The sequence below is a fragment of the Kosakonia sp. S57 genome (assembly GCF_016516575.1).
Taxonomy (GTDB): domain Bacteria; phylum Pseudomonadota; class Gammaproteobacteria; order Enterobacterales; family Enterobacteriaceae; genus Kosakonia; species Kosakonia cowanii.
Map to the genome: position 1 here is coordinate 100,871 of NZ_JACVUL010000006.1, position 23,215 is coordinate 124,085.

A 23,215-nucleotide genomic window follows, 5' to 3' on the forward strand; every position below is an offset into this window, starting at 1 on the left:
CTGTAAAGAAGTTTAAAGATTAAACGCCGACTGGCAATCTTTTTCAGAAAACAAAAAGAGCGGCACTGAGGCCGCTCTTTATATATTGTGCTGCGATTAGGAAACGTCCGCCGTCCCCGGGAGCGTTTCCGGCAGCTGCGGGGCAAAGCCACGCAGGCCGACAACATGCACATGTTCCTGATTTTGCACCACTTTACGCACCAGCTTGTAGGTGGTGCCTTTCTCCGGGCTGATGTTCTCCGGCGCGGCGATAATCAGCTGCATCTCCAGACGCTCACACAACTCGAAGAGTGTGGCGATAGAGCGGGCATCAAGACGTGCCGCTTCATCAAGGAACAGCAGGCGACACGGCGAGATATCCTTGCCGCGCAGGCGGCGGGCTTCATCTTCCCAGCTCTGCACCACCATCACCAGAATGGACATCCCGGTACCGATCGCTTCCCCGGTCGACAGCGCGCCCGACTCGGCGCGCAGCCAGCCGTCGGAGCCACGGTTAACTTCCACTTCCATCTCCAGATAGTTGCGGTAGTCGAGCAGCTCTTCGCCAATGGTCTGCGGCGTGCGCTGGCCCATATCGATTTGCGGGTTGAGGCGCTGATAGAGCTTCGCCAGCGCTTCCGAGAAAGTCAGACGACTGCTGTTAAACAGATCCTGATGCTGCTCGTGCTGCTCTGAAAGCACATTCAGCAGCGTGGCATGGGTCTCCCGCACGTTCACATTTAAGCGCACGCTGTTGACCTGGCCGAACGAGACGCTCTGCAAACCCTGGTTGAGCATGCGGATACGGTTCTGCTCACGCTGAATGGTTTTGCGAATAATATTCGCCACGCTGCGGGAGCTGATCGCCAGCTTCTGCTCGCGGGAGGTGAGCTCTTCCGTCAGGCGGCTCAGCTCAATCTCCATCTGCTCAATCGCCTCTACCGGATCGTCGGTGCGAATAATATCCTGACGGATACGTTCGCGCAGATGCTGGTAGACCGCGACAAAGAACTGGATTTTACGCTCCGGGCGTTTCGGATCTTCTGACATGCGCAGCACATCGCGCAGGTGTTCATTATCCGACACCGCCAGGCGCAGCGCGCCAAGGGCCTTATCCGACATGGATCGCAGTTCGTCCGCAGAGAGGTAGGCCAGCTCGCGGCGGTGGAGACGACGCTCAACGCCGTTATCTTTCACCATACGCATCACCGCGCACCAGCCCGCTTTCGCGCTCACCACCTGCTCGCGCATCTCGTGATAATCGCGTTCCAGACGGCGTAACTTGCGTGTCAGGTTATCCATCTCGGCTTCACAGAAGGTGAGCGCTTTTTCCAGCTGATTACGGCGCGAGCGGTTGCCGGAGAGCTGGGCATGCAGTTCGTCACGACGCTGACGCGCGCGCTCCTCTGCCCCGCTGTCGGCGCGCACGCCGATATCCTGCAGCTCTTTTTGCAGGTCATTAAGCAGCTCTTTTTTGGTATCAAACGAACTCTTCAGCGAGGCGAGCACCTGGTTGTACTGGCCGTACTGCGCGGCATGGCTGCGCATCGCTTCGCGCGCACGGGTACGCTCCGCTTCAGCCTGCTCCAGGCGCTGGCGCAGCTTCTCATTGAGATCGTTATTGCCGTTAAACATCTCGGCGGAGTCGGAGTAGCTGAAGTGCGCCCGGCGCTGAACCACTTCCGCCAGCGCGAAGGCCTGCTGGCGCGCATCACGCTGCACCTGCTGTGACGCGGCGTAGTCAGCTTTAAGTTGTTCAAACTGCTCCGGATCGCTCTGCAACACAGAGACCATCGGCTCGAGCTTCGCCAGCTGATTGCCGAATTGCTGAATAAAGCGCGCGGCTTCCTGCGCTTCATCCAGCCGCTCCTGGATCTCATCGACGCGATCGGCGAGAGTCTCATCCGCCAGCAGGCTCAGGCGCGGCAGCAGGCGGTTAAGCTGGGCTACGCCCTCTTTCGCCTGCTCGAACTGAACGCGATTCTGCTGGTTATCATTTTCATGATTGCTGATCGCACGCTCAAGCTCGCCGCGGCGGCTGTTGAGGCTGCGGATCTCCGCTTCCGGATCGTCGTCAAACGCCACGCCAATATGGCTACCGATAAAGCGGCTGAAGGCCTGATGCAGGCGCTGGGTTTTCTGCACGTCAAACGACAGGGTGGCGAAACGTTCCGCCAGCGTTTCCCGCTCGGCATGCAGGCTTTCAATCCGGCTTTCACGTGCAGCACGGCCAAAGATCGGCAGCGTCGGGAAGCGTGAATAGCGCCACTGGCGGTCGGCGATTTTTACCACTACCGCTTTTTCCAGCTCATCCACGCTGAAGACGCTGTCATCGAAGGATTGCGGATCCCCTTCGATCAGGTAGAGATCTTCCGGGCAATCCTCCAGCCCTTCGAGCATTCCGGCGACCAGCGAGAGATCCGGCACCACGATAGCGTGGCGTGACGGGCCATACAGCGCCGAGTAGTAAGGGGCATCTTCGAGGCTGACGTCATCATAGATTTCCGAGAGCAGGACGCCGCCAAAGCGTTCGGCCAGCGCATTGAGGCGCTGATCTTCCGCACCGCCCGGCTGGCTTAAACGCTCAATCTCATCATCGACTGCACGTTTACGCGCGCCAATCTCATCGCGCTCAACGATAGCCTCGCGCTCGCGCTCCAGCAGCTGTTGCAGATACTCGGTAACGTCCTGGCCCGACTCAAACTGCTCGCCGCTCTGTTCACACAGCTGCGACAGGCTGTTCTGCGCCGCCAGCCAGACCGGCGCGCGTTTGGTGAGGGTCTGAATGCGCGACTGTAACTGCTCCAGCTCCTGACGCAGCGCCATACGCTGCTCACCGGCGGCAGAAACGTTATCTGAGAGCGCGGCAATCTGCGCTTCCAGCTGCTGATGCAGCGCTTCCAGCTCATCGGCATCAATCTGTTTGCCCTGGCGTTTGCAGAACTCCGCCAACAGGCGCTCGGCGTCCTGCTGCTCGCGCAGGCGCTGCTCCAGCTCCGTCAGGCGCATGCGCAGCGGCTGAACCTGCTCCGCCAGATGGCGCTGGTTAACTGCATCGCGCAGTAATTCACGCGCCACGCTCCAGGCTTCATTACGCGCCAGCGGGCCATTAATGGCGGCCACCAGCTGATAGGCCTGCTCAAACTGGCTGTGCGCCGTTTGCGCGACGCTGATTTTTTGGTCCAGTGACAGCAGTTTCTCGGTTGCTTCCTGCTCTTTCGCCTGGAAGGTCTCGAGCCACTCATCGGCGCTCTCAATGGTCAGATCCGGCAGATGGCAGAGCGTTTTTGCCCGCTCCAGCGCCTGCAGAGCCTGGTTGTACTGGATCGCGCGGGTTTGCTGAACGTCCAGCGCCTGCTGGTAGTCCGCAAGCTGGTTTTTCAGCTCATCCACTTCCAGCTCGGCCGCTTCGGCACGGGCTTCGTTATCTTCCTGGCGCTCGGCGGCTTCCGCCACCACTTCCTGCTGCTCTTCAAGGCGGATCTGCAACTCTTCCAGATCGGCTTCGTAGCGCTCAATTTTTTCCTGCTGACGCAGCGCGGTCTGCACGAGGTTCAGGTGATCGCTGGCGGCCTGGTAATCAGCTTCCAGATCCCCTTCCGCACCGCTATGTTCCGCCAGCTCGCGCGCCATATCGACATGCTTATACTGCTCGGCGGCCAGCTGCTTGCGCGAGGTAAAGAGATCGCGGCGATACTCCAGCGCTTTATCCAGATGCACCCGGCGCTCATTGGCGTGGCGCATATAGTCTGCCGCCACGTAATCGGTGGCTTCGCTGATCAGGTGTTTAAACAGATCGCGGTCGGACTGGGTAACGCGGATCGCCTCCAGCGTCATGCGGTTTTCGCGCAGCGCCGCTTCCATATCCTGAAACGCTTTACGCACGCCGCTGTTTTCCGGCAGCAGGTAGTCGCGCAGGGAGCGCGTAATGGCGCTGGAGATCCCGCCGTAAAGCGAGGCTTCAATCAGGCGGTAGAACTTGCTGCGATCGGAGGCGGAGCGCAGGCGACGCGCCACGATCCCCAGATCAAACATCAGCGAGTGGTAATCAGTGATGGAGTTGAACTGCTTAAACTGCACCCCTTCCATCGCGTCGAGCTTATCTTTTACTTCCTGCAGCGTCAAAACACGCGCCTGGCGCTCATTGAGGGTTTCCGTCAGCAGTTGCGTTGGCAGCACAGCGGTCGGTAATCCCTGAATGGCAAAAGGTTTAATATCCACTTTGCGATCGCGACCGGCGACCTGCTGCAAACGCACGCCAACCAGCACGCGCTGATTGCGGGAGTTGATCACATCCAGCACCGAATAACAGACGCCGGCTTTCAGTTTGCCGTGCAGACCCTTATCGCGTGAGCCGGACGTCGCGCCCGCTTCGGTGGTGTTACGGAAGTGCAGCAGCGTCAGATCCGGGATCAGCGCCGTGACAAACGCCGCCATGGTGGTCGATTTCCCGGCTCCGTTACCGCCTGACAGGGTGGTAACCAGCTCGTCGAGATCAAAGGTGCGGGCAAAAAAGCCGTTCCAGTTAATCAGCGTAAGCGAACGAAATTTACCGCGATCAATCATTACTCATCCTCCGAGCTGTCCGGCTGGTTCTCTTCAGGCTCATCATTGAGCTGCAGGTGATTTTCCACAGGCATCGCTTCACCGTCGCGGATCATGCGCAGCTGCGCTTCACGCGCATCGTCACCCGAACGCACATCGGCCCCGAAGCGGAACACCGATTCGGTGATGCGGAACTTGCTGCTGTCATTGCCCATAAACCAGATCATGCCGAGACGGCGCAGACGGTTGAGGGAAGAGCGCACCTTTTCCTGCAGCTTCTGACGGTCGAGATCGGAGCCGGTTGAGCGGTTGTTCACCAGCTTCAACAGCTTGTTTTCATCCGCCAGCGACAGCAGCTCGTCATAGAGCTCCTGCTGGGTAAAAATCCCCTCGTTGGCCAGACGCTCCGGGCTGAGATAGAGGTAGCACAGAATTTTGCCGACCATCATATCCAGCTCAGAGAGCACCGAGCGCGGGATCAGGGTGGTGGAGCGCGGGCGCAGATAGAAGAAACCTTCCGGCGCGCGAATCAGCTCCACGTTATAACGGGCGTAGAACTCCTCGAGATACTCCTGGAAATCCATCAAAAAGGCGTGATTATCCAGCTCGTCGAGGCCAATATGCCGCCCTGAGCGCAATGCGCTATCCAGCGCCGGAAACAGCGGGTTTGCCAACGCTTGTGCCAGTTTAACCGGCATCACTTGTTCAATATTTGTCGATGACATGCGCCTGTACCTTGGCTCCGTAATCATTAATCGGCTGCCATTTCGGCGGCAGGCCGGTGAAATCTGCTTGCGCTACGCCGAGGCGTACCGCCTGATCAACTACGATGCGCGCGATGTCAAAATGACGTGCGCGCGGGTATTGCGCCAGATACTCGCGGGCCACAAGGCCGAGATCGAGCGGCACACCTTTGGTTTTATAGATAGCCAGCTGCTGTTCGATCAGCGCCGCGAGCTGTTCGCGAATTTCGTTAAATTCTTCGAACTCCATCTCCGTCGGCAGCTCACCGGTCACCTCTTCGTCGCGCAGCGCCATCTCTTCATCGCGCATATCCAGCAAGCGGTCGGCGCTGGCGTGGGTTAACGCCCACGGCGCGTCGAAATAGCTCTGCACCGACTGGCGCAAACGCTGGGCGAAGACGCGGTTTTTATCCATATCGATCGCCGTACGGATAAATTTATGCACGTGGCGGTCATAACCGATCCACAGGTCGATGGACTGCTGCCCCCAGCTGACAATACGGTCGAGCTTGCTTTGCAGGTTAAAGACCAGTTGATCGAGGAACTCGAGATCGTCGCGCCCCATCGTCGCTTCCTGGATACTCAACAAGTTGGTTTGCAACTTATCGCCTGCCGCTTCGAGCGTATCCTGCAGTTCACGCAGCGTACCGGAGGTTTCAGAGAGCAGTAGCTCACAGCTGGAGATGGCGGCGCGCCAGTCCTTATTCAGCAACTGGGCGATATCATCTTTTACCTGCTGCTGCTGCTCATCCATGATGCGCTGGGTGAGATCGATACTGTCGAAAATCTCTGCAACAGAGTATTTCAGCGGCGCAAACACGTTCCGGTGCCAGTGAAACTCATCTCCGCCCTCTTCTGCTGCATCGGCAGCGCGCTTCAACTCGGCCGCCACAATAGAGAGCTGCATCGAGAGGCGCAGCGTGGAGAATTCGCGCTGGCGAATATAGTAATCGGTAATACCGATGCCCAGCGGCGTCAGGCGGTAGATGGCGTTGCCCTCTGCCTGCTCGCTGGTAAAGCGGTTCAACAAACGCTGACGCACCATATCGTTAATCGCGTTGTTCGCACGCTGGTTAACGGTTTCGCTGGTTTGCTCAAACGCTTCACTCACATGACGAAAGGCGTCAACCAGCTCGCCTTCACTCATTTCGCCATCAAGACGCTCGCCGTTAAGGGTGGCGACAGCCAGCAAAAAGGAGAGCCTGTCGACCGGCAGCGAGATGGAGAAATCATTTTTCCTGGCCCAGGCAACCAGTTCGGGGACTGTCTGGGAAAATTCACTCATCGTTTGTCCTTCCATCGATTTGCGGCTTACGGGCTGTCACGTGGATATAACGGCCGAGGCTAATATAGGGTTCCTGCCGGCAGTAGCGAGTTTCCAGCTCCAGCAGCATCTCGAAACTGCGCTGCTGCTGAGTTTTGTCGCGCAGATAGTCATGGAAAACACGCACGCCGGTTTTGCCGGTGATATGCCAGCCAATCTGCTCAAGCCAGCGGTAAACCTCGGCGGGCGCACGCGGGTAATCCGGGGAGAGCGTACGCTTCTTCCGCTTCGGCATGCCTACCTGCACATAGTCAAAGTTTCCTGCCACCATGTTATGCATCAGCAGGCCGTCAGCATTGTAAAACATCAGCGACAGCGCACCGCCCGACCTTAATACCGACCACAATTTTTGCAGCACGGCGACGGGATCGGCGACCCATTCAAGAACCGCATGGAACAATATCAGATCAACCGGCGATGCCAAATGTTGAGCAATATCCTGAACCGGGCAGTGTACAAAATGCATGTTACCGCTGACGCCTTTCTCTTCCGCCGCGGCCTGCGCGCGTTTAAGCATCTCCTGCGACACATCGCAGAGGGTCACATGATGGCCAAGCTGCGCCATGCGGATCGCCGTTTGCCCCTCACCGCCGCCCGCGTCAAGCACGTGCAACGGACCGTCATTCATTTCTGCCAGTAATATATCAAGATCCTGCCACAGGATCGCCTGACGCAGCAGACCTTTTGTCGTGCCGTAAATGTTGCGCGAGAATTTCTCGGCGATATCGTCGAAATTGCGATCCTGCATAGCCGCCCTACGCTCCTGGCAAAAGCGCTATTTTGTCACAGCCGTGCCGATAATGAACCTATCTGGTGTAAGATCCGCGGAAATCGCCTGCTGTATGCTCAAAAAGGAGACGGATACAGTGCTTTTCACACTGAAAAAAATTGTTGGTGGCCTGATGCTGCCGTTACCTCTTTTACTTTTGGTTATCGGGGCAGGAATTGCGCTGGTCTGGTTTAGCCGCTGGCAGAAAACCGGCAAGGTGTTTATCAGCGTCGGCTGGCTTTTATTGCTGCTTTTAAGCATCCAGCCGGTGGCGGATCGCCTGCTGAAACCGATTGAGGAGAGCTACCCGACCTGGCACGGTAGCGAGCGGGTGCAATACATCGTTGTGCTGGGGGGTGGTTATACGTGGAATGACGCCTGGGCGCCAAGTTCGAACCTGATTAGTAACAGCTTGCCGCGGCTTAATGAAGGGATCCGCTTATGGCGGGCTAATCCCGGTGCCAAAATGATCTTTACCGGCGCGGCGGCCAAAACCAACCCGGTAAGCACCGCAGAAGCGGGCGCCAGGGTTGCCGAGAGCCTAGGCGTACCACGCAGCGATATCATCACCCTTGATCAACCTAAGGATACGGAAGAGGAAGCGGCTGCGGTGAAGCAGGCTATCGGCGATGCGCCTTTCCTGCTGGTGACCTCCGCGTCGCATCTGCCGAGAGCAATGATCTTCTTCCAGCACGTCGGGTTAAAACCGCTGCCTGCGCCAGCGAATCAGTTGGCCATCGACTCGCCGCTTAACCCGTGGGAGCGTGTGATCCCTTCCCCGGTCTGGCTGATGCACAGCGACCGGGTGGGATACGAGACGCTGGGGCGCATCTGGCAGTGGCTAAAAGGCAGTTCAGGCCAGCCAGGGGAGCAGTGATTTCGAGGCCAGATCGACATTAGCACGGTTGAAGCGACCGGTATTTACCAGCTGCGCCACTTCGTCCCACAGCAGATAGAGCCAGCGCCGCCAGAGAAACGACTCGGCAACCGGCGCGCGCTGTAAATAGTGCCACAGCAACCCTTCCGCCTGCGGGCCATCCACCAGGCGGAAGAGTTCATACTCTCGCGGTGCCCATAGCATAATGCCAGGGCCAACCATCGCCAGTAGCTGATCGCTGCGGGCATCTTTCAGCATGCTGCGCAGGTTAAAACTGCCGTGCACCAGCACGCAATTATCGTTAAATCCTTCAAACAGCGATGGCAGACATTCGCGGGTGCGAAACAGCAGGCGCTTATCCTGCATCGTCAGCCCGGTATTTTGATATTGATTGAGGGTGGTCCAGAGCACTTCGACGCGCTGACGATACCAGGAGGGCCAGATATTCTCCTGGGTGCTGTCGACGGTGCCCACGCAGCCGTGGCTATCCTGCCGATGCCAGGAGAGCAGCCCCTCAACAATTTGATCTTTGAGCTGCTCCCAGCGCTCCGGCGTGCGCGCAGGTGCTTCAACCGGCACGCCGCGCAGGCGTTCAATCAGCAACACGTCAGGACCGGGGTGCTCTTCGTGGGTCATTACGCCATACACCACAGGCATGCGCACCGTGCCGCTGCGGGCGAGCATTGAGATTTTCCACGCCAGCTGTTGTGCCAGCCCCGGGGTGGTAAAGCTTCTTGCCATCAGCGGCATCGGGTTTCCCCGGCTGTCATAAAGCGTCCAGAGCGCCGAATCAGGTTTTTCACTGACGCACTCCATGCGGCTTAATTTCTCTCCCAGCAGATGACTCAGTTCGGCGCGAAGTTGTTCCATAGCAATGCCCCTACAAAAACGACTGCTTTTATAATGAGCGCCATACCGGGAGATGTCACCCCAATGAGATCAAAACAGGGTGATTATTTGACGAGATACAGCAAATCCCCTCCGGGCGGAGGGGATAAATAGATTAACGCATCGCCTGGCGGACGCGTTCAAGATCCTCTGGTGTATCGACACCAGTGCCGGGCACCACGCTTGCCACATCAACGTGGATTTTTTCGCCGTACCACAGAACGCGCAGCTGCTCGAGCATCTCGATCTGCTCCAGCGGGCTGGTTTGCCAGCTGACATAGCGGCGGATAAAGCCGGCGCGATAGCCATAGATGCCGATATGACGCAGGAAGCTGTCGCCGATGGTCTCACGCGAGGTGGCAAAACGGTCACGATCCCACGGAATGGTGGCGCGCGAGAAGTAGAGCGCATAGCCCTGCGCATCCATCACCACTTTCACCGCATTGGGGTTGAAGGCCTCTTCTGCACTCTCAATCGGCACGGCTAACGTTGCCATACCGACATCGCGGCGCGCAGCCAGATTGTCGGCGACCTGGCGAATGATCGCCGGCGGGATCATCGGCTCATCGCCCTGCACATTAACAATCACTGTCTCATCGCTGAAACCGCATTTTTCAACGACTTCAGCAAGACGCTCGGTGCCGGATTGATGATCCGCGCGGGTCATGCACACTTCGCCGCCCACCGCCTGCACTGCTACCTTCACTTCTTCGTTATCGGTGGCAACGATAATGCGCTCTGCACCAGATTCGCGGGCACGCTCCAGCACGTGCACCACCATCGGTTTACCGTTGATGTCGACCAGCGGCTTACCCGGCAGGCGCGTCGAGGCGTAGCGCGCGGGAATGATTACCACAAAGCTCATGGACGGCTCTCTTCTGGGGTTAACGCGCGGGCTTCAGTTTCCAGCAGCACCGGAATGCCTTCGCGTACCGGGAAAGCCAGGCTGTCAACTTTGCAGATCAGCTCCTGCTTATCCTGGGTGTAATTGAGTTTGCCGTTGCAGACCGGGCAGGCAATTATTTCGAGTAAACGGTGATCCATCTTTCCTCCTGAGAAACCGATGATGAGCAGATTGAACTTATCATAGGCAATTATGACGCCGCGTCTATCTCCAGACCGGCACGCAATGATGAAAACAGGCCATCGGGCAGGCGTGAAAAGGTAATGCGCTGCGCACCTTGCCAGCGCGCGAAGTCGGTAATCGCACGCTGTAGCCCCTTCTCCAGCTGAAGCGACGGGGAAATGCCCTCTTCCAGAAACAGCGCAATCACTTCAAGCACGCCGGTTTTGCGGTGCATTTTTGCATCCATCCGCCCGACCAGCCGCCCCCGGTGCAGCAAAGGCAGGACAAAATAGCCATATTGCCGCTTTGGTGCCGGGGTATAACACTCCAGCCGGTAGCTGAAGCCAAATAGTTGTTCCGCTCGCTTGCGATCCCAGACCACCGGATCGAACGGCGATAGCACCGCGCTGTGGGTGGCGGTGAGTTTGTCCGCCTGGGCTTGTTCCAGAAGCGGCAGCAAAGAGGCGTGTAGCCACGCAGGTCCGAGCCCCTCAACATTAACCGGTAATATGGTTTGCGCCTCTTGCATCTGCGCCAATGCCAGAGCAAGCGCCGGGCGACGCAGGCGATAGTAATCCGCCAGCCACTGTGCACGAAATAGCCCAAGGCTGCGGGCGCTCTTTTCCAGCATGATGGCTTCGGCCTGCTCCTGCGAGAGCAGATCGCGCACGTCGTCCCACTGCGGCATCACGCGCTGCGTCAGATCGTAGACGCGCTGGAAATTACGCCGCTCAATGACCATCACCTTTCCGGCAGTGAACAGCCCCTCAAGATGGCGCTTATGGGGTTTCCACTCCCACCAGCCGCTGGTGCCTTTGCGCGGATGCTCAAAATCAGCGGATCGCACCGGGCCGTGCTGTTCAATGTGCGCGATAAGCTGCTCAATCTCAGCCGCGTGCTCCTGCATCCACGCCTGGCGGTACTTCCACCCCATTTTGTCGGGTGCCAGCATGCGGTGACGGACGAGGGCAAAATCCTCGCGCGGCAGGAAGCAGGCTTCATGCGCCCAGTACTCCATCAGCTCGCCGTTGCGCAGGGCATCATCCAGCCAGTGCGGCTCAAAGGCGCCGAGGCGGCTGAACAACACCAGGTAAGGGCTGCGGGCGACGATATTAATGGTATCGATCTGCAACAGCGACATGCGCCGGATAGTCGGGAGAATATCGTCCGGTTTTGCACGTCGGGAGGGTTTTCGCAGCAGACCCTGCGCGGCGAGATGGAGATGGCGAGCGGCGGTAATCGAAATTTGCGGCACAGACATAGGCGTTCCTGTTAATGAAACAGGGCGCAGCCGAGGCGGCTATCCTCAGCGCACCAGTGTGAGCAGATCCAGCAATAATTTTTCGGCCGCATCGCCCGCAAGCTCGGCATCAACCGGCAGATACCACCAGTTAGCCTGCGCAAAAGGACGACACTTAACGGCATCTTTTTCCGTCATCACCAGCGTTTCACCGGGCTGAAGCAGCGCGTCGACATCCTTCTGTGCCAGCGCCTGGTGATCCGCCAGCGCCACGCTGCGCTTAAGCGTTGCGCCACACTCGGCAAGGGTAGCGAAAAAGCGCGGAGGATGGCCAATTCCCGCCATCGCGACAATCTGGCCAAGCTCGTTTACCGCACGGCGCTCGGCCGTCAACAGGTTGACCGCCAGACCCGGGCGCAGGCGCATGGCGATTTCACCCGCCTGCGGCGTACCGCCATTGGCAATCACCGCATCGACGGTTTTCAGGCGCGACGCGCGTTCACGCATCGGCCCCGCCGGCAGCCACCAGCCGTTGCCGAAGCGCCGCACACCGTCTACCACCACAATCTCTTTATCACGTGCCAGCCGGTAGTGCTGTAAACCATCGTCGGTAACGATCAGCTGCAGCGGATGCTGCGACAATAACGCGTTAACCGCCTCGCATCTGTCAGGCGAAACCGCCACCGGCGCGCCGGTACGCTGATAAATCAGCACCGGCTCATCTCCCGCCTGCGCTGTTGACGTTTCAGGCGTCAACAGCAGCGGATAACGTTCGGCTTTACCGCCGTAGCCGCGCGAGACCACTCCCACGCGGATTCCGCGCTGTTGGAGCTGCTCGACCAGCCAGATGACCACTGGCGTTTTACCGTTGCCACCCGCCGTCAGGTTACCGACAACGACCACCGGCACCGGCGCACGCCAGGCTTTTTTTAATCCGACACGATAAGCAAACCGGATTGCGCCACTCACCAGGCCATAGAGCCAGGAGAGCGGCAGCAGCAACAGCCACAGCGGGGATTCACCGGACCAGATGCGCGCGATCATTCGCCAAACTGCATCTTATGAAGCTGCGCATACGCCCCACGTTGCGCCAGCAGCTCAGTGTGGCTACCGCGCTCGACGATGCGGCCATCTTCCACCACCACAATTTCGTCGGCCTGTTCAATGGTCGACAAACGGTGCGCGATGACCATCGAGGTGCGGTTTTTCTGCAACTCATTCAGGGCCGCCTGAATGGCGCGCTCGGACTCGGTATCGAGTGCAGAGGTTGCCTCATCAAGGATCAGGATCGGGCTGTCGCGCAGCAGCGCGCGCGCAATGGCGATACGCTGACGCTGACCACCAGAGAGCAGAACGCCATTTTCACCAATGATGGTATCGAGACCGTTATCCATCTTATTGATAAAGTCGAGGGCATAGGCCATTTCAGCGGCACGCTCAATCTCTTCACGGCTGTACTCTTCCGTACGCGCGTAAGCAATGTTGTTCGCCACGGTGTCGTTGAAGAGGTGGACGTTTTGAGAAACCAGTGCGACCTGGTTGCGCAGTGATGAGAGCGTGTACTCGCGCAGGTCGTGACCATCCAGCAGAATTTCACCCTCATCGATATCGTAGAAGCGCGTGATCAGGCTGGCCATGGTGGTTTTACCTGAGCCAGAGCGCCCTACCAGCGCGACGGTTTTACCGGCCGGAATGGTGAGATTGATATTACGCAGCGCTGGGGTTTCACGCCCGGGATAGGTAAAGGTCACATTGCGGAACTCAAGATCGCCACGCGCACGTTCAATATTGCGGCTGCCTTCATCTTTCTCTTGCTCGCTATCGAGGATGGCAAACAGCGTCTGGCAGGCCGCCATTCCGCGCTGGAACTGCGCGTTGACGTTGGTCAGCGATTTTAGCGGACGCATCAGTGCAATCATCGACGAGAAGACCACGGTGATAGTACCGGCCGTCAGCGTCGCCATGACGCTCGGGAAGCTCGCGGCATAGAGCACAAAGGCCAGCGCCAGAGAAGCGATAAGCTGAATAATCGGGTCGGAGATGGAGGAGGCCGAAACCATTTTCATCCCCTGCAGGCGCATTTTGTTGCTGACTTTGTCAAAGCGGCTTGTTTCCACTTCCTGACCGCCAAACATCAGCACCTCTTTGTGCCCTTTCAGCATCTGCTCTGCGCTGGTGGTCACCTGCCCCATCGTGTTTTGCATATTCTTACTGATGCTGCGAAAACGTTTGGAGACAACGCGAATGGCGATCGACACGATCGGTGCCAGCACGATCAGAATCAGCGACAGCTGCCAGCTGTACCAGAACATCATGATAAACAGCCCGATGATTGAGGCACCTTCGCGCACCACGGTGATCAACGCGCCGGACGACGATGACGCCACCTGCTCTGAGTCGTAAGTGATACGTGACAGCAAGGTGCCGGTGGACTGTTTGTCGAAGAAGGAGACCGGCATGCCCATCATATGGCTGAACAGGCGACGGCGGATGGTCATCACCACTTTGCCGGAAACCCAGGAGATGCAGTAACTCGAAATGTAGCTGGTGATGCCGCGCAGGATCATCAGGCCAATTACCACCAGCGGCATCCATAGCAGCACTGAGCGATCCGTTTTACCAAAACCATCGTCCAGTAACGGTTTGAGGAGCGATAACATGAAGGTATCGCTGGCTGCGTTGAGGATTAACGCGATCGCCGACACGATCAGCCCCGCTTTAAAAGGCGCAATAGTCGGCCATAGACGGCGGAATGTCTGCCATGTAGAGAGATCTTTGTCGTTATGCATTCAAAAAACCAGCACTTGTTGAAATTGCCGCATATTCTACCCGTTATCTTGGGGGACGCCAAACCACTGATGATACCAACGTGGTAAAAGTTGATCGCGTAAGCTGTGGATTTCCCAGCCCTGAGGCGAAAATGAAACGGTAATCTGCCCCTGGTGAGGCGTGTCGTACCACTGATATCCCTGCTGCTGGTAGCGTTTTTTAACCTTCGCCGAGGGCAAGCGCCAGGCGTTATAACGCGAAGCTGACGCCAGTGCCGCCGCGCCGCCGACACGCTGTATAAAGGGCAATGTCGAAGAACTCTGGCTTCCGTGGTGAGGTACCTGCATCAGTGTAGCCTGCAAATGCGCCCAGTAATGGCTGAGCATCGCCATCTCTCCCTGCCCTTCAATATCACCGGTGAGCAGCACGCTGTAGCGTCCATCCTCTATCTTCACCACGCAGGAGCGGTTATTGCCCTGCGAGCGTGTCTCTTTTAGTGGCCAATGCGCGGTAAAGGTTAACCCCTGCCATTGCCAACGCTCGCCGCGAAAACAGGGCGCATGCCCTCCCCAACCCATGGGACTTCTGATCCACAACTGTGGCCAGATCTTCAGCAACGAATCCAGGCCGCCGCGATGATCCAGGTGATCGTGACTGAGAATTATCCCTTCAGGCCGCAGCCCGTGCCAGCGCAGCCAGGGCGCGATCAACAGCGTGCCACTGTCGCCGCCAGGCCACGCGGTGCCGGTGTCATACAACAGCGCTTTTCCCCGACGCTCTATCACTATTGCCAGGCCCTGCCCGACATCCAGCATATGCACTGACCAGTTATCGGGCCGCGCGCTGCGCCAGACGGGATAAGCGAGCAGCGTCAGGCAAGCCAGAGAGATAGCAGGCAGCGTGCGCCACAGGCGAAAACGTAGCGCAACCAGTACCAGCCACGGCGCCCAGGCGAGCCATTGCCAACGCGTATCAATATTGACCCAGCCGGACGGCAGCCCGCGTAAAAATGTAAACAGCGCCTCAAGGCTCATATCCGCCAGCGCCCAGCAGAGCGACTGCAAAACCGTGGAGCCGGCCAGATGCAGCAGCATCCCGGCCAGAATAAGCGGCACTGTCACAAACGTCACCAGCGGGACGGCAATCAGATTCGCCACCAGTGCGCTCAGGCTCATACCATGAAAGATAGCCAGCTGCATTGGCAGCAAAAGAAACAGCATCCCGACCTGCAGATGCAGCAGGTTAAGCGTCCCCCGCCCGAGCCACGTGCGCACCTTAAACAGCACTGGAAACCACTGAAACCAGAACAGCAAGGCTGCGACGGCAAAAGCGGAGAGCCAGAGGCTATCAGAGAGCACCGCAAGCGGATCGATAAACAGAATCGCGGCCACGCAGCATATCCATACTTGCCAGGGTGACCACTGCCTGCCGGAAAGACTTAGCAGCGCCCAGACGCAAAGCGATATTGCTGTACGCAGCGCTGGCGGTTGTAACCCCGTAAGCCAGGCGTAGCAGACCGCGCAAACTAACCCGGTTAAGAGAGGAAAGCGCCAGTTAATCCAGTGCGCAGGTAAGAGAAGCTGTGCCGCTCTGGCAAACAGCCCGCCAAGCATCGCGGCCAGCGCGATGTGTAAGCCGGAAATCGCCATCAAATGCGCGGTTCCCGTCTGGCGGAAGGTCTCCTTTATCTCCGGGCTAAGCGCTGCGCGCTCCCCCATACCGAGCGCAAGAATAACGGCTTTCCACTGCCGTTCAGCCAGTACTTCTCCCAGCGAGTGAAGATAGTCTGCACGCCAGTTGCAGTGCGCTTGCAGTAAGCTGGCATCGATAAAGCGACCGGTGAGCGGTTGATGCGAAGCCAGCGCATAGCGCTGTGCATCAAATCCCCCTTCGTTCAACTGCCCGTGAACGGCCCGCGCGCGGATAGTCATTGCCCAGCGTTGCCCGGCGCAGGCCGGAGCGGGCAGATATTGCCCGTAGAGCGTAATGCCCGGTGCGGCGAGAAGCCGCTTGCCATCAAGACGACGGATTTTTCCCTGATGACGGGTCGCATTATCGCTGTGAGTAATTTCAAACTCGATCTGGCGATGCGCTGTTGGCAGGTGCTGGGCCGGCCAGATGGCCTGCATTGCGGCAAGGATCCCCCACGCAAAAATCAGCAGCGTCATGCCTGCGTAGCGCAATACGAGGTCGCGTTGGCAACCCAGCAGAAATCCGGCAATGATGACGCACCAGATTGTCCTGATGCCCGGCAATGCGGGCAGCCACGCAAGCGGCATAATCCCGAGCGTGATACAGGCAGCCAGCGCGGTCAGTCTCATCTCCACCTCCGTGTTATGGGGCGCAGTATGAGATGCAGAGATAGTGATGTCAGGAGCGTATTTCGCGGTTTGCGGCGCATGTCGGGGGGTTTTAACAGGGTTACGCTACAGCGACATATTTTTGCGAGGCAGGCCGGAAAAGTTAGCGATGCTAAAAACGAAAAAAGCACCCCTGAGGGTGCCCTTTCGACGAGTAAACGTTAGCGTTGGCTAAGGCTTATTCATAAATATTGGCGCGGTCACGTAATTCTTTACCCGGCTTAAAGTGCGGAACGTATTTACCTTCCAGATCCACTTTGTCGCCTGTTTTTGGGTTACGCCCGGTGCGTGGTGCACGATAGTGCAGGGAGAAACTGCCGAAACCGCGGATCTCAATGCGCTCACCCTGGGCAAGAGTAGAGGCCATATGCTCCAGCATCTCTTTCACTGCATCTTCAACAGCTTTAGCCGGAATATGCGATTGCTGGCTTGCAAGTCTTTCGATCAATTCTGACTTGGTCATGATTCCTCCGGTCTCCTTCAACGCAAGGTTAGCTTAGTAGCTTGAACAAGGGCGGCCGTAGCCGCCCTTTGTCATTGATTACAGGACGAATCTTGTAATCTGTCAAGTTGCTCATCATCAATTGCGCTATAACGGCCGACTTACGTCGCGCTACAGCGCAAATGAGACAGCGTGCTTGAATTACTCGCCTTTAGCTGCTTTGAAAGCTTCAGCCATAGCGTTAGAGAAGTTGCCTTCTTCCTGTTTGTTGTTAACAGAAGCGATTGCATCTTTCTCGTCAGCTTCGTCTTTCGCACGAACAGACAGGCTAACTACGCGGTTTTTACGGTCAACGCCGGTGAATTTAGCTTCAACATCGTCGCCAACATTCAGAACCAGAGTTGCGTCTTCAACGCGGTCACGGGAAGCTTCAGAAGCGCGCAGGTAACCTTCAACGCCGTCAGCCAGTTCTACGGTTGCGCCTTTAGCGTCAACTGCAGTGACTTTACCGTTTACGATTGCGCCTTTCTTGTTCAGTGCAACGTAGTTGTTGAACGGATCTTCTGCGAGCTGTTTAACGCCCAGGGAGATACGCTCACGCTCTGCGTCAACCTGCAGAACAACGGCTGCGATTTCGTCGCCTTTTTTGTATTCACGAACTGCTTCTTCGCCTGCAACGTTCCAGGAGATGTCAGACAGGTGAACCAAGCCGTCGATACCGCCGTCCAGGCCGATGAAGATACCAAAGTCAGTGATAGACTTGATTTTACCTTCAACGCGGTCGCCCTTGTTGTGGGTTTCAGCGAACTGCTGCCACGGGTTGGATTTGCACTGCTTCAGGCCCAGGGAGATACGACGACGTTCTTCGTCGATATCCAGAACCATAACTTCCACTACATCGCCAACGTTAACAACTTTGGACGGGTGGATGTTTTTGTTGGTCCAATCCATTTCGGAAACGTGAACCAGGCCTTCAACGCCTTCTTCGATTTCAACGAAGCAGCCGTAGTCGGTCAGGTTGGTCACGCGGCCAGTCAGCTTGGTGCCTTCCGGGTAGCGTTTAGCGATAGCAACCCACGGATCTTCGCCCAGCTGTTTCAGGCCCAGAGATACACGGGTACGCTCGCGATCGAACTTCAGCACTTTAACAGTGATTTCGTCGCCAACGTTTACGATTTCGCTCGGATGCTTAACGCGTTTCCATGCCATATCAGTGATATGCAGCAGGCCGTCAACGCCGCCCAGATCAACGAATGCACCGTAGTCAGTGAGGTTCTTAACGATACCTTTAACTTCCATGCCTTCCTGCAGGTTTTCCAGCAGCTGATCGCGCTCTGCGCTGTTTTCGGATTCGATAACCGCACGACGGGAAACAACAACGTTGTTACGCTTCTGGTCAAGCTTGATTACTTTGAATTCAAGCTCTTTGCCTTCCAGGTGCAGAGTGTCACGGACCGGACGAACGTCTACCAGGGAACCCGGCAGGAACGCACGAATACCGTTGAGCTCAACAGTGAAGCCGCCCTTGACTTTGCCGTTGATAACACCGGTAACAGTTTCAGCGTCTTCGTAAGCTTTTTCCAGCGTGATCCAAGCTTCGTGACGTTTCGCTTTCTCACGGGACAGCAGGGTTTCACCGAAGCCGTCTTCTACTGCATCCAGAGCAACGTCAACTTCGTCACCAACCTGGATTTCCAGCTCGCCCTGGGCGTTTTTGAACTGCTCAGCCGGAATGGCGGACTCAGATTTCAGACCGGCGTCAACCAGTACGATATCTTTGTCGATAGCAACAACAACACCGCGGACAATGGAACCCGGGCGGGTTTCGATTTCTTTCAGGGACTCTTCAAAGAGTTGAGCAAAAGATTCAGTCATATTGATAATCTTCAGGATTCTTCAATTTAACGTCCACCTGGCTTCATGCCGGATGGGGTTGTTTCACATGCCTGCTCACAATCCATTGCAGCAGGGGGTACTACGAATTCGGTCGCATAGGTTATGCGAGAGCCAACTTTTGGCGGGCGTATTGTAGCGCTTTTTCAATCACTTGCTCAATGCTTAAGCGGGTAGAATCCAGCACTAAAGCATCGGCAGCGGGAACCAGCGGTGCAACAGGACGATTACGATCGCGGTCGTCTCGTTCCTTTATCTCAGCCAAAAGGCGTTCAAAGTTAACACTAAAGCCCTTCTCCTGCAACTGTAGCATGCGGCGATGCGCACGCTCGTCCGCCGAGGCGTCGAGGAAAATTTTTACCGGCGCATCGGGGAAAACCACCGTGCCCATATCGCGGCCATCGGCAATAAGACCGGGCGCTTCGCGGAAGGCGCGCTGGCGACGCAACAGCGCTTCACGCACGCGCGGGAACGCAGCAATCTGCGACGCGGCATTGGCCACTTCCTGGGTACGAATTTCGCCGCTGACATCTTCGCCTTCGAGGATCACTTCCAGATGACCGTCGGTTGAGACAAAACGCACATCCAGGTGCACGGCGAGCGGCACCAGTACATCTTCCGAAGAGACATCCACGTGATGATGCAGTGCGGCCAGCGCCAGCACACGATAAATTGCGCCTGAATCTAACAGATGCCATTGCAACGCTTCCGCCATTGCCTTGCAAAGCGTGCCTTTTCCCGCACCGCTTGGCCCATCAATGGTGATTACCGGGGCAATTGCCGTCATCTTTTTCTCCTTAATTAAGGCATATCGTTATATAACGCCGCGCATTATACGCGCCAACGCGCACGAAAGTTACTGCTGCGTGCGAATAACAAAAGAGTATGAGGCTGAGTGTAGATTAATTGCGCGGGAGTACGGGCTGATTTGCATCAGCCCGGAATAAAACTTACTTCTTGCTATCGGCGGCGATACGGTCGCGGATATGCTTCGCACGCTCAGCTGACGGCGGGTGAGAATCAAACATCGATTTCTCAGAACCGGCATCCAGCTTCGCCAGCTTGTCAAAGCTGGTAACCAGACCCTGACGGCTGATGTTGCGTTTTTTCAGCAGATCGTAGGAGAAATCATCCGCTGCGGACTCCTGGCTACGGGAGAAGGCAGAGTTGATCAGGTTCTCACCCAGATCGCCCAACTGAGACTGGGAGAGCTGTGCACCTGCCGCGCTGCTGGCGGAGATTGCATCACGCGCGGCCAGTGTGGCATATGCGGTTTGCATCGCTTTACGGCTATGGCCCAGCGCAACGTGGCCCATTTCATGGCCCAGAACCGCTTCAACTTCGTTGTTGGTCATCATGTCCATCAGACCGCTATAGACACGAATACAGCCGTTCGCCATCGCCCACGCGTTCACTTCTTTGGTCATATAGACTTTGTAAGTGACCGGCGTGCCATCGATGTTGTTGCCCAGCGCTTTAGCAATCTTGTTCAGACGCTTCGCGTAGGTGCTCGATGCAGGCGCGATGGTGTTTTGCTTGTCCATCTCAGCACATGACTGCTCAGAAAGCGTTTTCACATCCGCGTCGCTCAGCGTCGCCGCTTTATAAGCAGACATACCGGATTTGGTCAGCGCATCCGTATCAATACCACCCATGTTCTTACAACCAGAGACAAGCGTTGCTGCTACGAGGCAGCTAAAAATCATTGTTTTTTTCATTGACAGTCCATGTATTAACTAACTGAATTGAGGGAAAGAGTCCCGCGCAAATGGTAGCACAGCGCAGCGGCTTTTCACCCTCTTAACAATGGCAGGTCATTGCGCCCCGCAGAGGATGCGGGGCGGTAAGAACATCAGGCAAGCGTACTGATACGCGCTAACTGCTCGAAGTAATCCGGGAAGGTTTTCGCTGTGCATTTCGGATCGAGAATGGCGACCGGCGTATCCGACAGCGCCACCAGCGAGAAACACATCGCCATGCGGTGATCGTTATAGGTGCCAATCTCTGCAACCTGCAGCGCGGCTGGCGGCGTCACGCGAATAAAGTCTTCGCCCTCCTCCACCGTGGCGCCCACTTTGCGCAGCTCCGTCGCCATGGCGAAGAGGCGATCGGTCTCCTTCACGCGCCAGTTGTAGATGTTACGCAGCGTGGTAGTACCCTTCGCGAAGAGCGCCGTGGTGGCAATGGTCATCGCCGCATCGGGAATGTGGTTCATGTCCATATCGATGGCGTTCAGCTCGCCGCGCGAGCAGGCAATATAATCTTCGCCCCAGACTACGGTCGCGCCCATTTTTTCCAGCACGTCGGCGAAACGAATATCGCCCTGCACGCTATTACGGCCAATACCGGTCACCTTGACCGTACCGCCCTTAATGGCAGCCGCCGCAAGGAAGTAGGAGGCCGAAGAGGCATCGCCCTCAACCAGGTAGTGCCCCGGTGACTGATAGTGCTGCCCGCCACGCACAACAAAACGCTGGTACTGCTGGTTATCAACGTCAACGCCAAAAGTTTTCATCAGATGCAGGGTGATATCGATATAGGGTTTCGACACCAGATCGCCTTTGATGGTGATCACCGTATCCTGCGGTGCCAGCGGCGCGGTCATCAGCAGCGCGGTTAAGAACTGGCTGGAGACGCTGCCATCAACGCTCACTTCACCGCCGTTAAACCCGCCGCGCAGGCGCAGAGGCGGATAGTTTTCCTGCTCAAGGTAATCAATTTTCGCCCCGCCCTGACGCAGCGCGTCAACGAGATGGCCAATCGGGCGCTCTTTCATGCGCGGCTCGCCGGTCAACACCACATCGCCGTCGCCAAGGCAGAGCGCGGCAGCCAGCGGACGCATTGCCGTGCCGGCATTACCGAGGAATAACTCAACTTTTTCTGCCGCCTTCAGCGGGCCGCCCACGCCGGTCACTTCACAGCGGGTGCGATCGGCTGACAGCGTATAGTGAACCCCCAGCGTAGTCAGGGCATTGAGCATATGGCGAACATCGTCGCTGTCCAGCAGGTTGGTCAGCACGGTAGTGCCACGGGCAAATGCGGCAAGCAGCAAGGCGCGGTTTGAAACACTCTTTGAACCAGGCAGATTGATGGTGCCATCCACGCGCGCGATGGGTTGTAACGTCAGGGATTCCATGAAACTTCACTCTCTACGGACAAAATAAAACCCCGCAGCCGGGCTACGGGGATCGTCATTACTGCATTAACCGTGACGGCGTTCGAACTCAACCATAAAGTCCGTCAGCGCCTGCACGCCCGCCAGCGGCATGGCGTTATAGATGGAAGCACGCATGCCGCCCACCACACGGTGGCCTTTCAGCGCGTGCAGACCAGCTGCGAAGGACTCTTCGAGGAAGAGTTTATCGAGCGCGCTGTCAGCCAGCTGGAAAGGCACGTTCATGCGCGAGCGGTTCGCCTTAGCCACATCGTTACGGTAGAAATCACTGCCGTCGATCACGCCATACAGCAGATCGGCTTTTTGCTGGTTGATGCGGTCCATTGCCGCCACGCCGCCCTGCTGCTTCAGCCATTTGAACACCAGGCCGGAGAGGTACCAGGCAAAGGTCGGCGGGGTGTTGAACATTGAATCGTTATCGTTAAGCACGCTGTAATCAAGGATCGACGGGCAGGACTGGTGCGCCTTACCGAGCAGATCTTCCCGCACAATCACCAGCGTTAATCCCGCCGGGCCAATGTTTTTCTGCGCACCGGCGTAGATCACGCCAAAGCGGCTGACATCCAGCGGAGCAGAAAGAATGGTAGAGGAGAAATCCGCTGCCACCACCACATCGCCAAAGTCCGGCGTTTCGTCAATGGCAATCCCGTCGATCGTTTCGTTCGGGCAGTAGTGCAGATAGGCTGCGTTGTCGCTCAGCTGCCAGTCGCGCATCGGTTTAACCGCGCGCAGGCCGTCGAGGGTGGTTTTGGCATCGATAACGTTCGGCGTACAGTACTTCTTCGCCTCTTTGACCGCACTGGCCGCCCAGTAACCGGCATCGACATAATCCGCGGTGGTTTTATCACCCAGCAGATTGAGCGGAACGCCAGCGAACTGGCCGCGCCCGCCGCCGTGACAAAACAGCACTTTATAGTTGGAGGGGATATTGAGCAGATCGCGAAAATCCTTTTCTGCCTCTTCCGCCACCTGGATAAACTCTTTGCCACGGTGGCTGATTTCCATCACCGACGTGCCGAGACCTTGCCAGTCGCACAACTCCTGCTGAGCCTGCTTAAGCACATCCGCCGGTAATACGGCCGGGCCAGAACTAAAATTGAAAACCTGCGTCATTTCCCCTTACCACCCTATAAAGCAAAACGTTT

General features: G+C 57.1%; 18 protein-coding genes. 1 reads left to right on the forward strand and 17 read right to left on the reverse strand.

The features are described 5' to 3' along the window. Nucleotides 1–96: 96 nt before the first annotated feature. Genes mukB through cmoM form a run of 4 tightly spaced genes read right to left on the reverse strand, consistent with a single transcriptional unit; the run spans nt 97 to nt 7,339 of the window. A complete protein-coding gene (gene mukB, locus IAE48_RS07710; RefSeq protein ID WP_200133981.1) occupies nt 97–4,545 on the reverse strand; it encodes a chromosome partition protein MukB in 4,449 nt (1,482 codons plus the stop codon). Continuing rightward, nucleotides 4,545–5,249 (reverse strand): chromosome partition protein MukE, encoded by a 705-nt coding sequence (gene mukE, locus IAE48_RS07715; RefSeq protein ID WP_023481680.1) that lies wholly within the window; start codon nt 5,247–5,249, stop codon nt 4,545–4,547. The genes mukB and mukE overlap by 1 nt, the downstream gene beginning before the upstream one ends. Then, complete coding sequence (mukF, locus tag IAE48_RS07720) at nt 5,230–6,552, reverse strand: chromosome partition protein MukF (RefSeq protein WP_094420332.1); 1,323 nt, start codon at nt 6,550–6,552, stop codon at nt 5,230–5,232. Before mukF ends, mukE begins: the two co-directional genes overlap by 20 nt. Then, nucleotides 6,545–7,339 (reverse strand): tRNA uridine 5-oxyacetic acid(34) methyltransferase CmoM, encoded by a 795-nt coding sequence (gene cmoM, locus IAE48_RS07725; protein ID WP_094420333.1) that lies wholly within the window; start codon nt 7,337–7,339, stop codon nt 6,545–6,547. Before cmoM ends, mukF begins: the two co-directional genes overlap by 8 nt. Before the next feature lie 118 nt (nt 7,340–7,457). Between cmoM and elyC the strand changes: the two genes are divergently transcribed. Beyond that, on the forward strand, nt 7,458–8,237 hold the full coding sequence (gene elyC / locus IAE48_RS07730; protein WP_094422882.1) for an envelope biogenesis factor ElyC: 780 nt from the start codon (nt 7,458–7,460) through the stop codon (nt 8,235–8,237). On the opposite strand, the gene IAE48_RS07735 is transcribed toward elyC, so the two are convergent. The 13 genes from IAE48_RS07735 to serC form a co-directional block, all read right to left on the reverse strand. Then, entirely contained in the window at nt 8,214–9,107 is an 894-nt protein-coding gene (locus tag IAE48_RS07735; protein WP_200133982.1) for a YcbJ family phosphotransferase, read from the reverse strand. The genes elyC and IAE48_RS07735 overlap by 24 nt on opposite strands. A gap of 133 nt (nt 9,108–9,240) precedes the next feature. Next, a complete protein-coding gene (kdsB, locus tag IAE48_RS07740) occupies nt 9,241–9,990 on the reverse strand; it encodes a 3-deoxy-manno-octulosonate cytidylyltransferase (protein WP_200133983.1) in 750 nt (249 codons plus the stop codon). Further along, the gene (locus tag IAE48_RS07745; RefSeq protein WP_054803093.1) at nt 9,987–10,169 is read right to left on the reverse strand and encodes a Trm112 family protein; all 183 of its coding nucleotides are present in this window, start codon (nt 10,167–10,169) and stop codon (nt 9,987–9,989) included. The genes kdsB and IAE48_RS07745 overlap by 4 nt, the downstream gene beginning before the upstream one ends. A 50-nt stretch (nt 10,170–10,219) precedes the next feature. Further along, nucleotides 10,220–11,452, reverse strand: a complete 1,233-nt coding sequence (locus IAE48_RS07750) for a winged helix-turn-helix domain-containing protein (protein ID WP_200133984.1) — start codon at nt 11,450–11,452, stop codon at nt 10,220–10,222. 45 nt (nt 11,453–11,497) lie between these two features. Next, nucleotides 11,498–12,475 carry a tetraacyldisaccharide 4'-kinase gene (lpxK, locus tag IAE48_RS07755; protein ID WP_200133985.1) on the reverse strand — a complete coding sequence of 326 codons (978 nt, stop codon included), beginning with the start codon at nt 12,473–12,475 and terminating at the stop codon, nt 11,498–11,500. Beyond that, nucleotides 12,472–14,220: a lipid A ABC transporter ATP-binding protein/permease MsbA gene (gene msbA, locus IAE48_RS07760; protein WP_042714223.1), complete on the reverse strand. Its 1,749-nt coding sequence runs from the start codon at nt 14,218–14,220 to the stop codon at nt 12,472–12,474. The genes lpxK and msbA overlap by 4 nt, the downstream gene beginning before the upstream one ends. A 36-nt stretch (nt 14,221–14,256) precedes the next feature. Next, nucleotides 14,257–16,521: a ComEC family protein gene (locus IAE48_RS07765; protein ID WP_200133986.1), complete on the reverse strand. Its 2,265-nt coding sequence runs from the start codon at nt 16,519–16,521 to the stop codon at nt 14,257–14,259. Nucleotides 16,522–16,738: 217 nt separating this feature from the next. After that, nucleotides 16,739–17,023: an integration host factor subunit beta gene (gene ihfB, locus IAE48_RS07770; protein WP_007374142.1), complete on the reverse strand. Its 285-nt coding sequence runs from the start codon at nt 17,021–17,023 to the stop codon at nt 16,739–16,741. 180 nt (nt 17,024–17,203) lie between these two features. Then, nucleotides 17,204–18,877, reverse strand: a complete 1,674-nt coding sequence (rpsA, locus tag IAE48_RS07775) for a 30S ribosomal protein S1 (protein WP_023481457.1) — start codon at nt 18,875–18,877, stop codon at nt 17,204–17,206. Between the two features lie 121 nt (nt 18,878–18,998). After that, a complete protein-coding gene (cmk, locus tag IAE48_RS07780) occupies nt 18,999–19,682 on the reverse strand; it encodes a (d)CMP kinase (protein ID WP_023481374.1) in 684 nt (227 codons plus the stop codon). Nucleotides 19,683–19,845: 163 nt separating this feature from the next. Next, the gene (locus tag IAE48_RS07785) at nt 19,846–20,613 is read right to left on the reverse strand and encodes a M48 family metallopeptidase (RefSeq protein ID WP_023481474.1); all 768 of its coding nucleotides are present in this window, start codon (nt 20,611–20,613) and stop codon (nt 19,846–19,848) included. 134 nt (nt 20,614–20,747) lie between these two features. After that, complete coding sequence (gene aroA, locus IAE48_RS07790) at nt 20,748–22,031, reverse strand: 3-phosphoshikimate 1-carboxyvinyltransferase (protein ID WP_200133987.1); 1,284 nt, start codon at nt 22,029–22,031, stop codon at nt 20,748–20,750. Nucleotides 22,032–22,097: 66 nt separating this feature from the next. Then, nucleotides 22,098–23,183 carry a 3-phosphoserine/phosphohydroxythreonine transaminase gene (gene serC / locus IAE48_RS07795; protein WP_023481286.1) on the reverse strand — a complete coding sequence of 362 codons (1,086 nt, stop codon included), beginning with the start codon at nt 23,181–23,183 and terminating at the stop codon, nt 22,098–22,100. Nucleotides 23,184–23,215 lie beyond the last annotated feature (32 nt).

Coding starts and splice junctions, on each gene's coding strand:
- mukB (WP_200133981.1), bottom strand. CDS start 4,545: ATGATTGATCGCGGTAAATTTCGTTCGCTTACGCTGATTAACTGGAAC.
- mukE (WP_023481680.1), bottom strand. CDS start 5,249: ATGTCATCGACAAATATTGAACAAGTGATGCCGGTTAAACTGGCACAA.
- mukF (WP_094420332.1), bottom strand. CDS start 6,552: ATGAGTGAATTTTCCCAGACAGTCCCCGAACTGGTTGCCTGGGCCAGG.
- cmoM (WP_094420333.1), bottom strand. CDS start 7,339: ATGCAGGATCGCAATTTCGACGATATCGCCGAGAAATTCTCGCGCAAC.
- IAE48_RS07735 (WP_200133982.1), bottom strand. CDS start 9,107: ATGGAACAACTTCGCGCCGAACTGAGTCATCTGCTGGGAGAGAAATTA.
- kdsB (WP_200133983.1), bottom strand. CDS start 9,990: ATGAGCTTTGTGGTAATCATTCCCGCGCGCTACGCCTCGACGCGCCTG.
- IAE48_RS07745 (WP_054803093.1), bottom strand. CDS start 10,169: ATGGATCACCGTTTACTCGAAATAATTGCCTGCCCGGTCTGCAACGGC.
- IAE48_RS07750 (WP_200133984.1), bottom strand. CDS start 11,452: ATGTCTGTGCCGCAAATTTCGATTACCGCCGCTCGCCATCTCCATCTC.
- lpxK (WP_200133985.1), bottom strand. CDS start 12,475: ATGATCGCGCGCATCTGGTCCGGTGAATCCCCGCTGTGGCTGTTGCTG.
- msbA (WP_042714223.1), bottom strand. CDS start 14,220: ATGCATAACGACAAAGATCTCTCTACATGGCAGACATTCCGCCGTCTA.
- IAE48_RS07765 (WP_200133986.1), bottom strand. CDS start 16,521: ATGAGACTGACCGCGCTGGCTGCCTGTATCACGCTCGGGATTATGCCG.
- ihfB (WP_007374142.1), bottom strand. CDS start 17,023: ATGACCAAGTCAGAATTGATCGAAAGACTTGCAAGCCAGCAATCGCAT.
- rpsA (WP_023481457.1), bottom strand. CDS start 18,877: ATGACTGAATCTTTTGCTCAACTCTTTGAAGAGTCCCTGAAAGAAATC.
- cmk (WP_023481374.1), bottom strand. CDS start 19,682: ATGACGGCAATTGCCCCGGTAATCACCATTGATGGGCCAAGCGGTGCG.
- IAE48_RS07785 (WP_023481474.1), bottom strand. CDS start 20,613: ATGAAAAAAACAATGATTTTTAGCTGCCTCGTAGCAGCAACGCTTGTC.
- aroA (WP_200133987.1), bottom strand. CDS start 22,031: ATGGAATCCCTGACGTTACAACCCATCGCGCGCGTGGATGGCACCATC.
- serC (WP_023481286.1), bottom strand. CDS start 23,183: ATGACGCAGGTTTTCAATTTTAGTTCTGGCCCGGCCGTATTACCGGCG.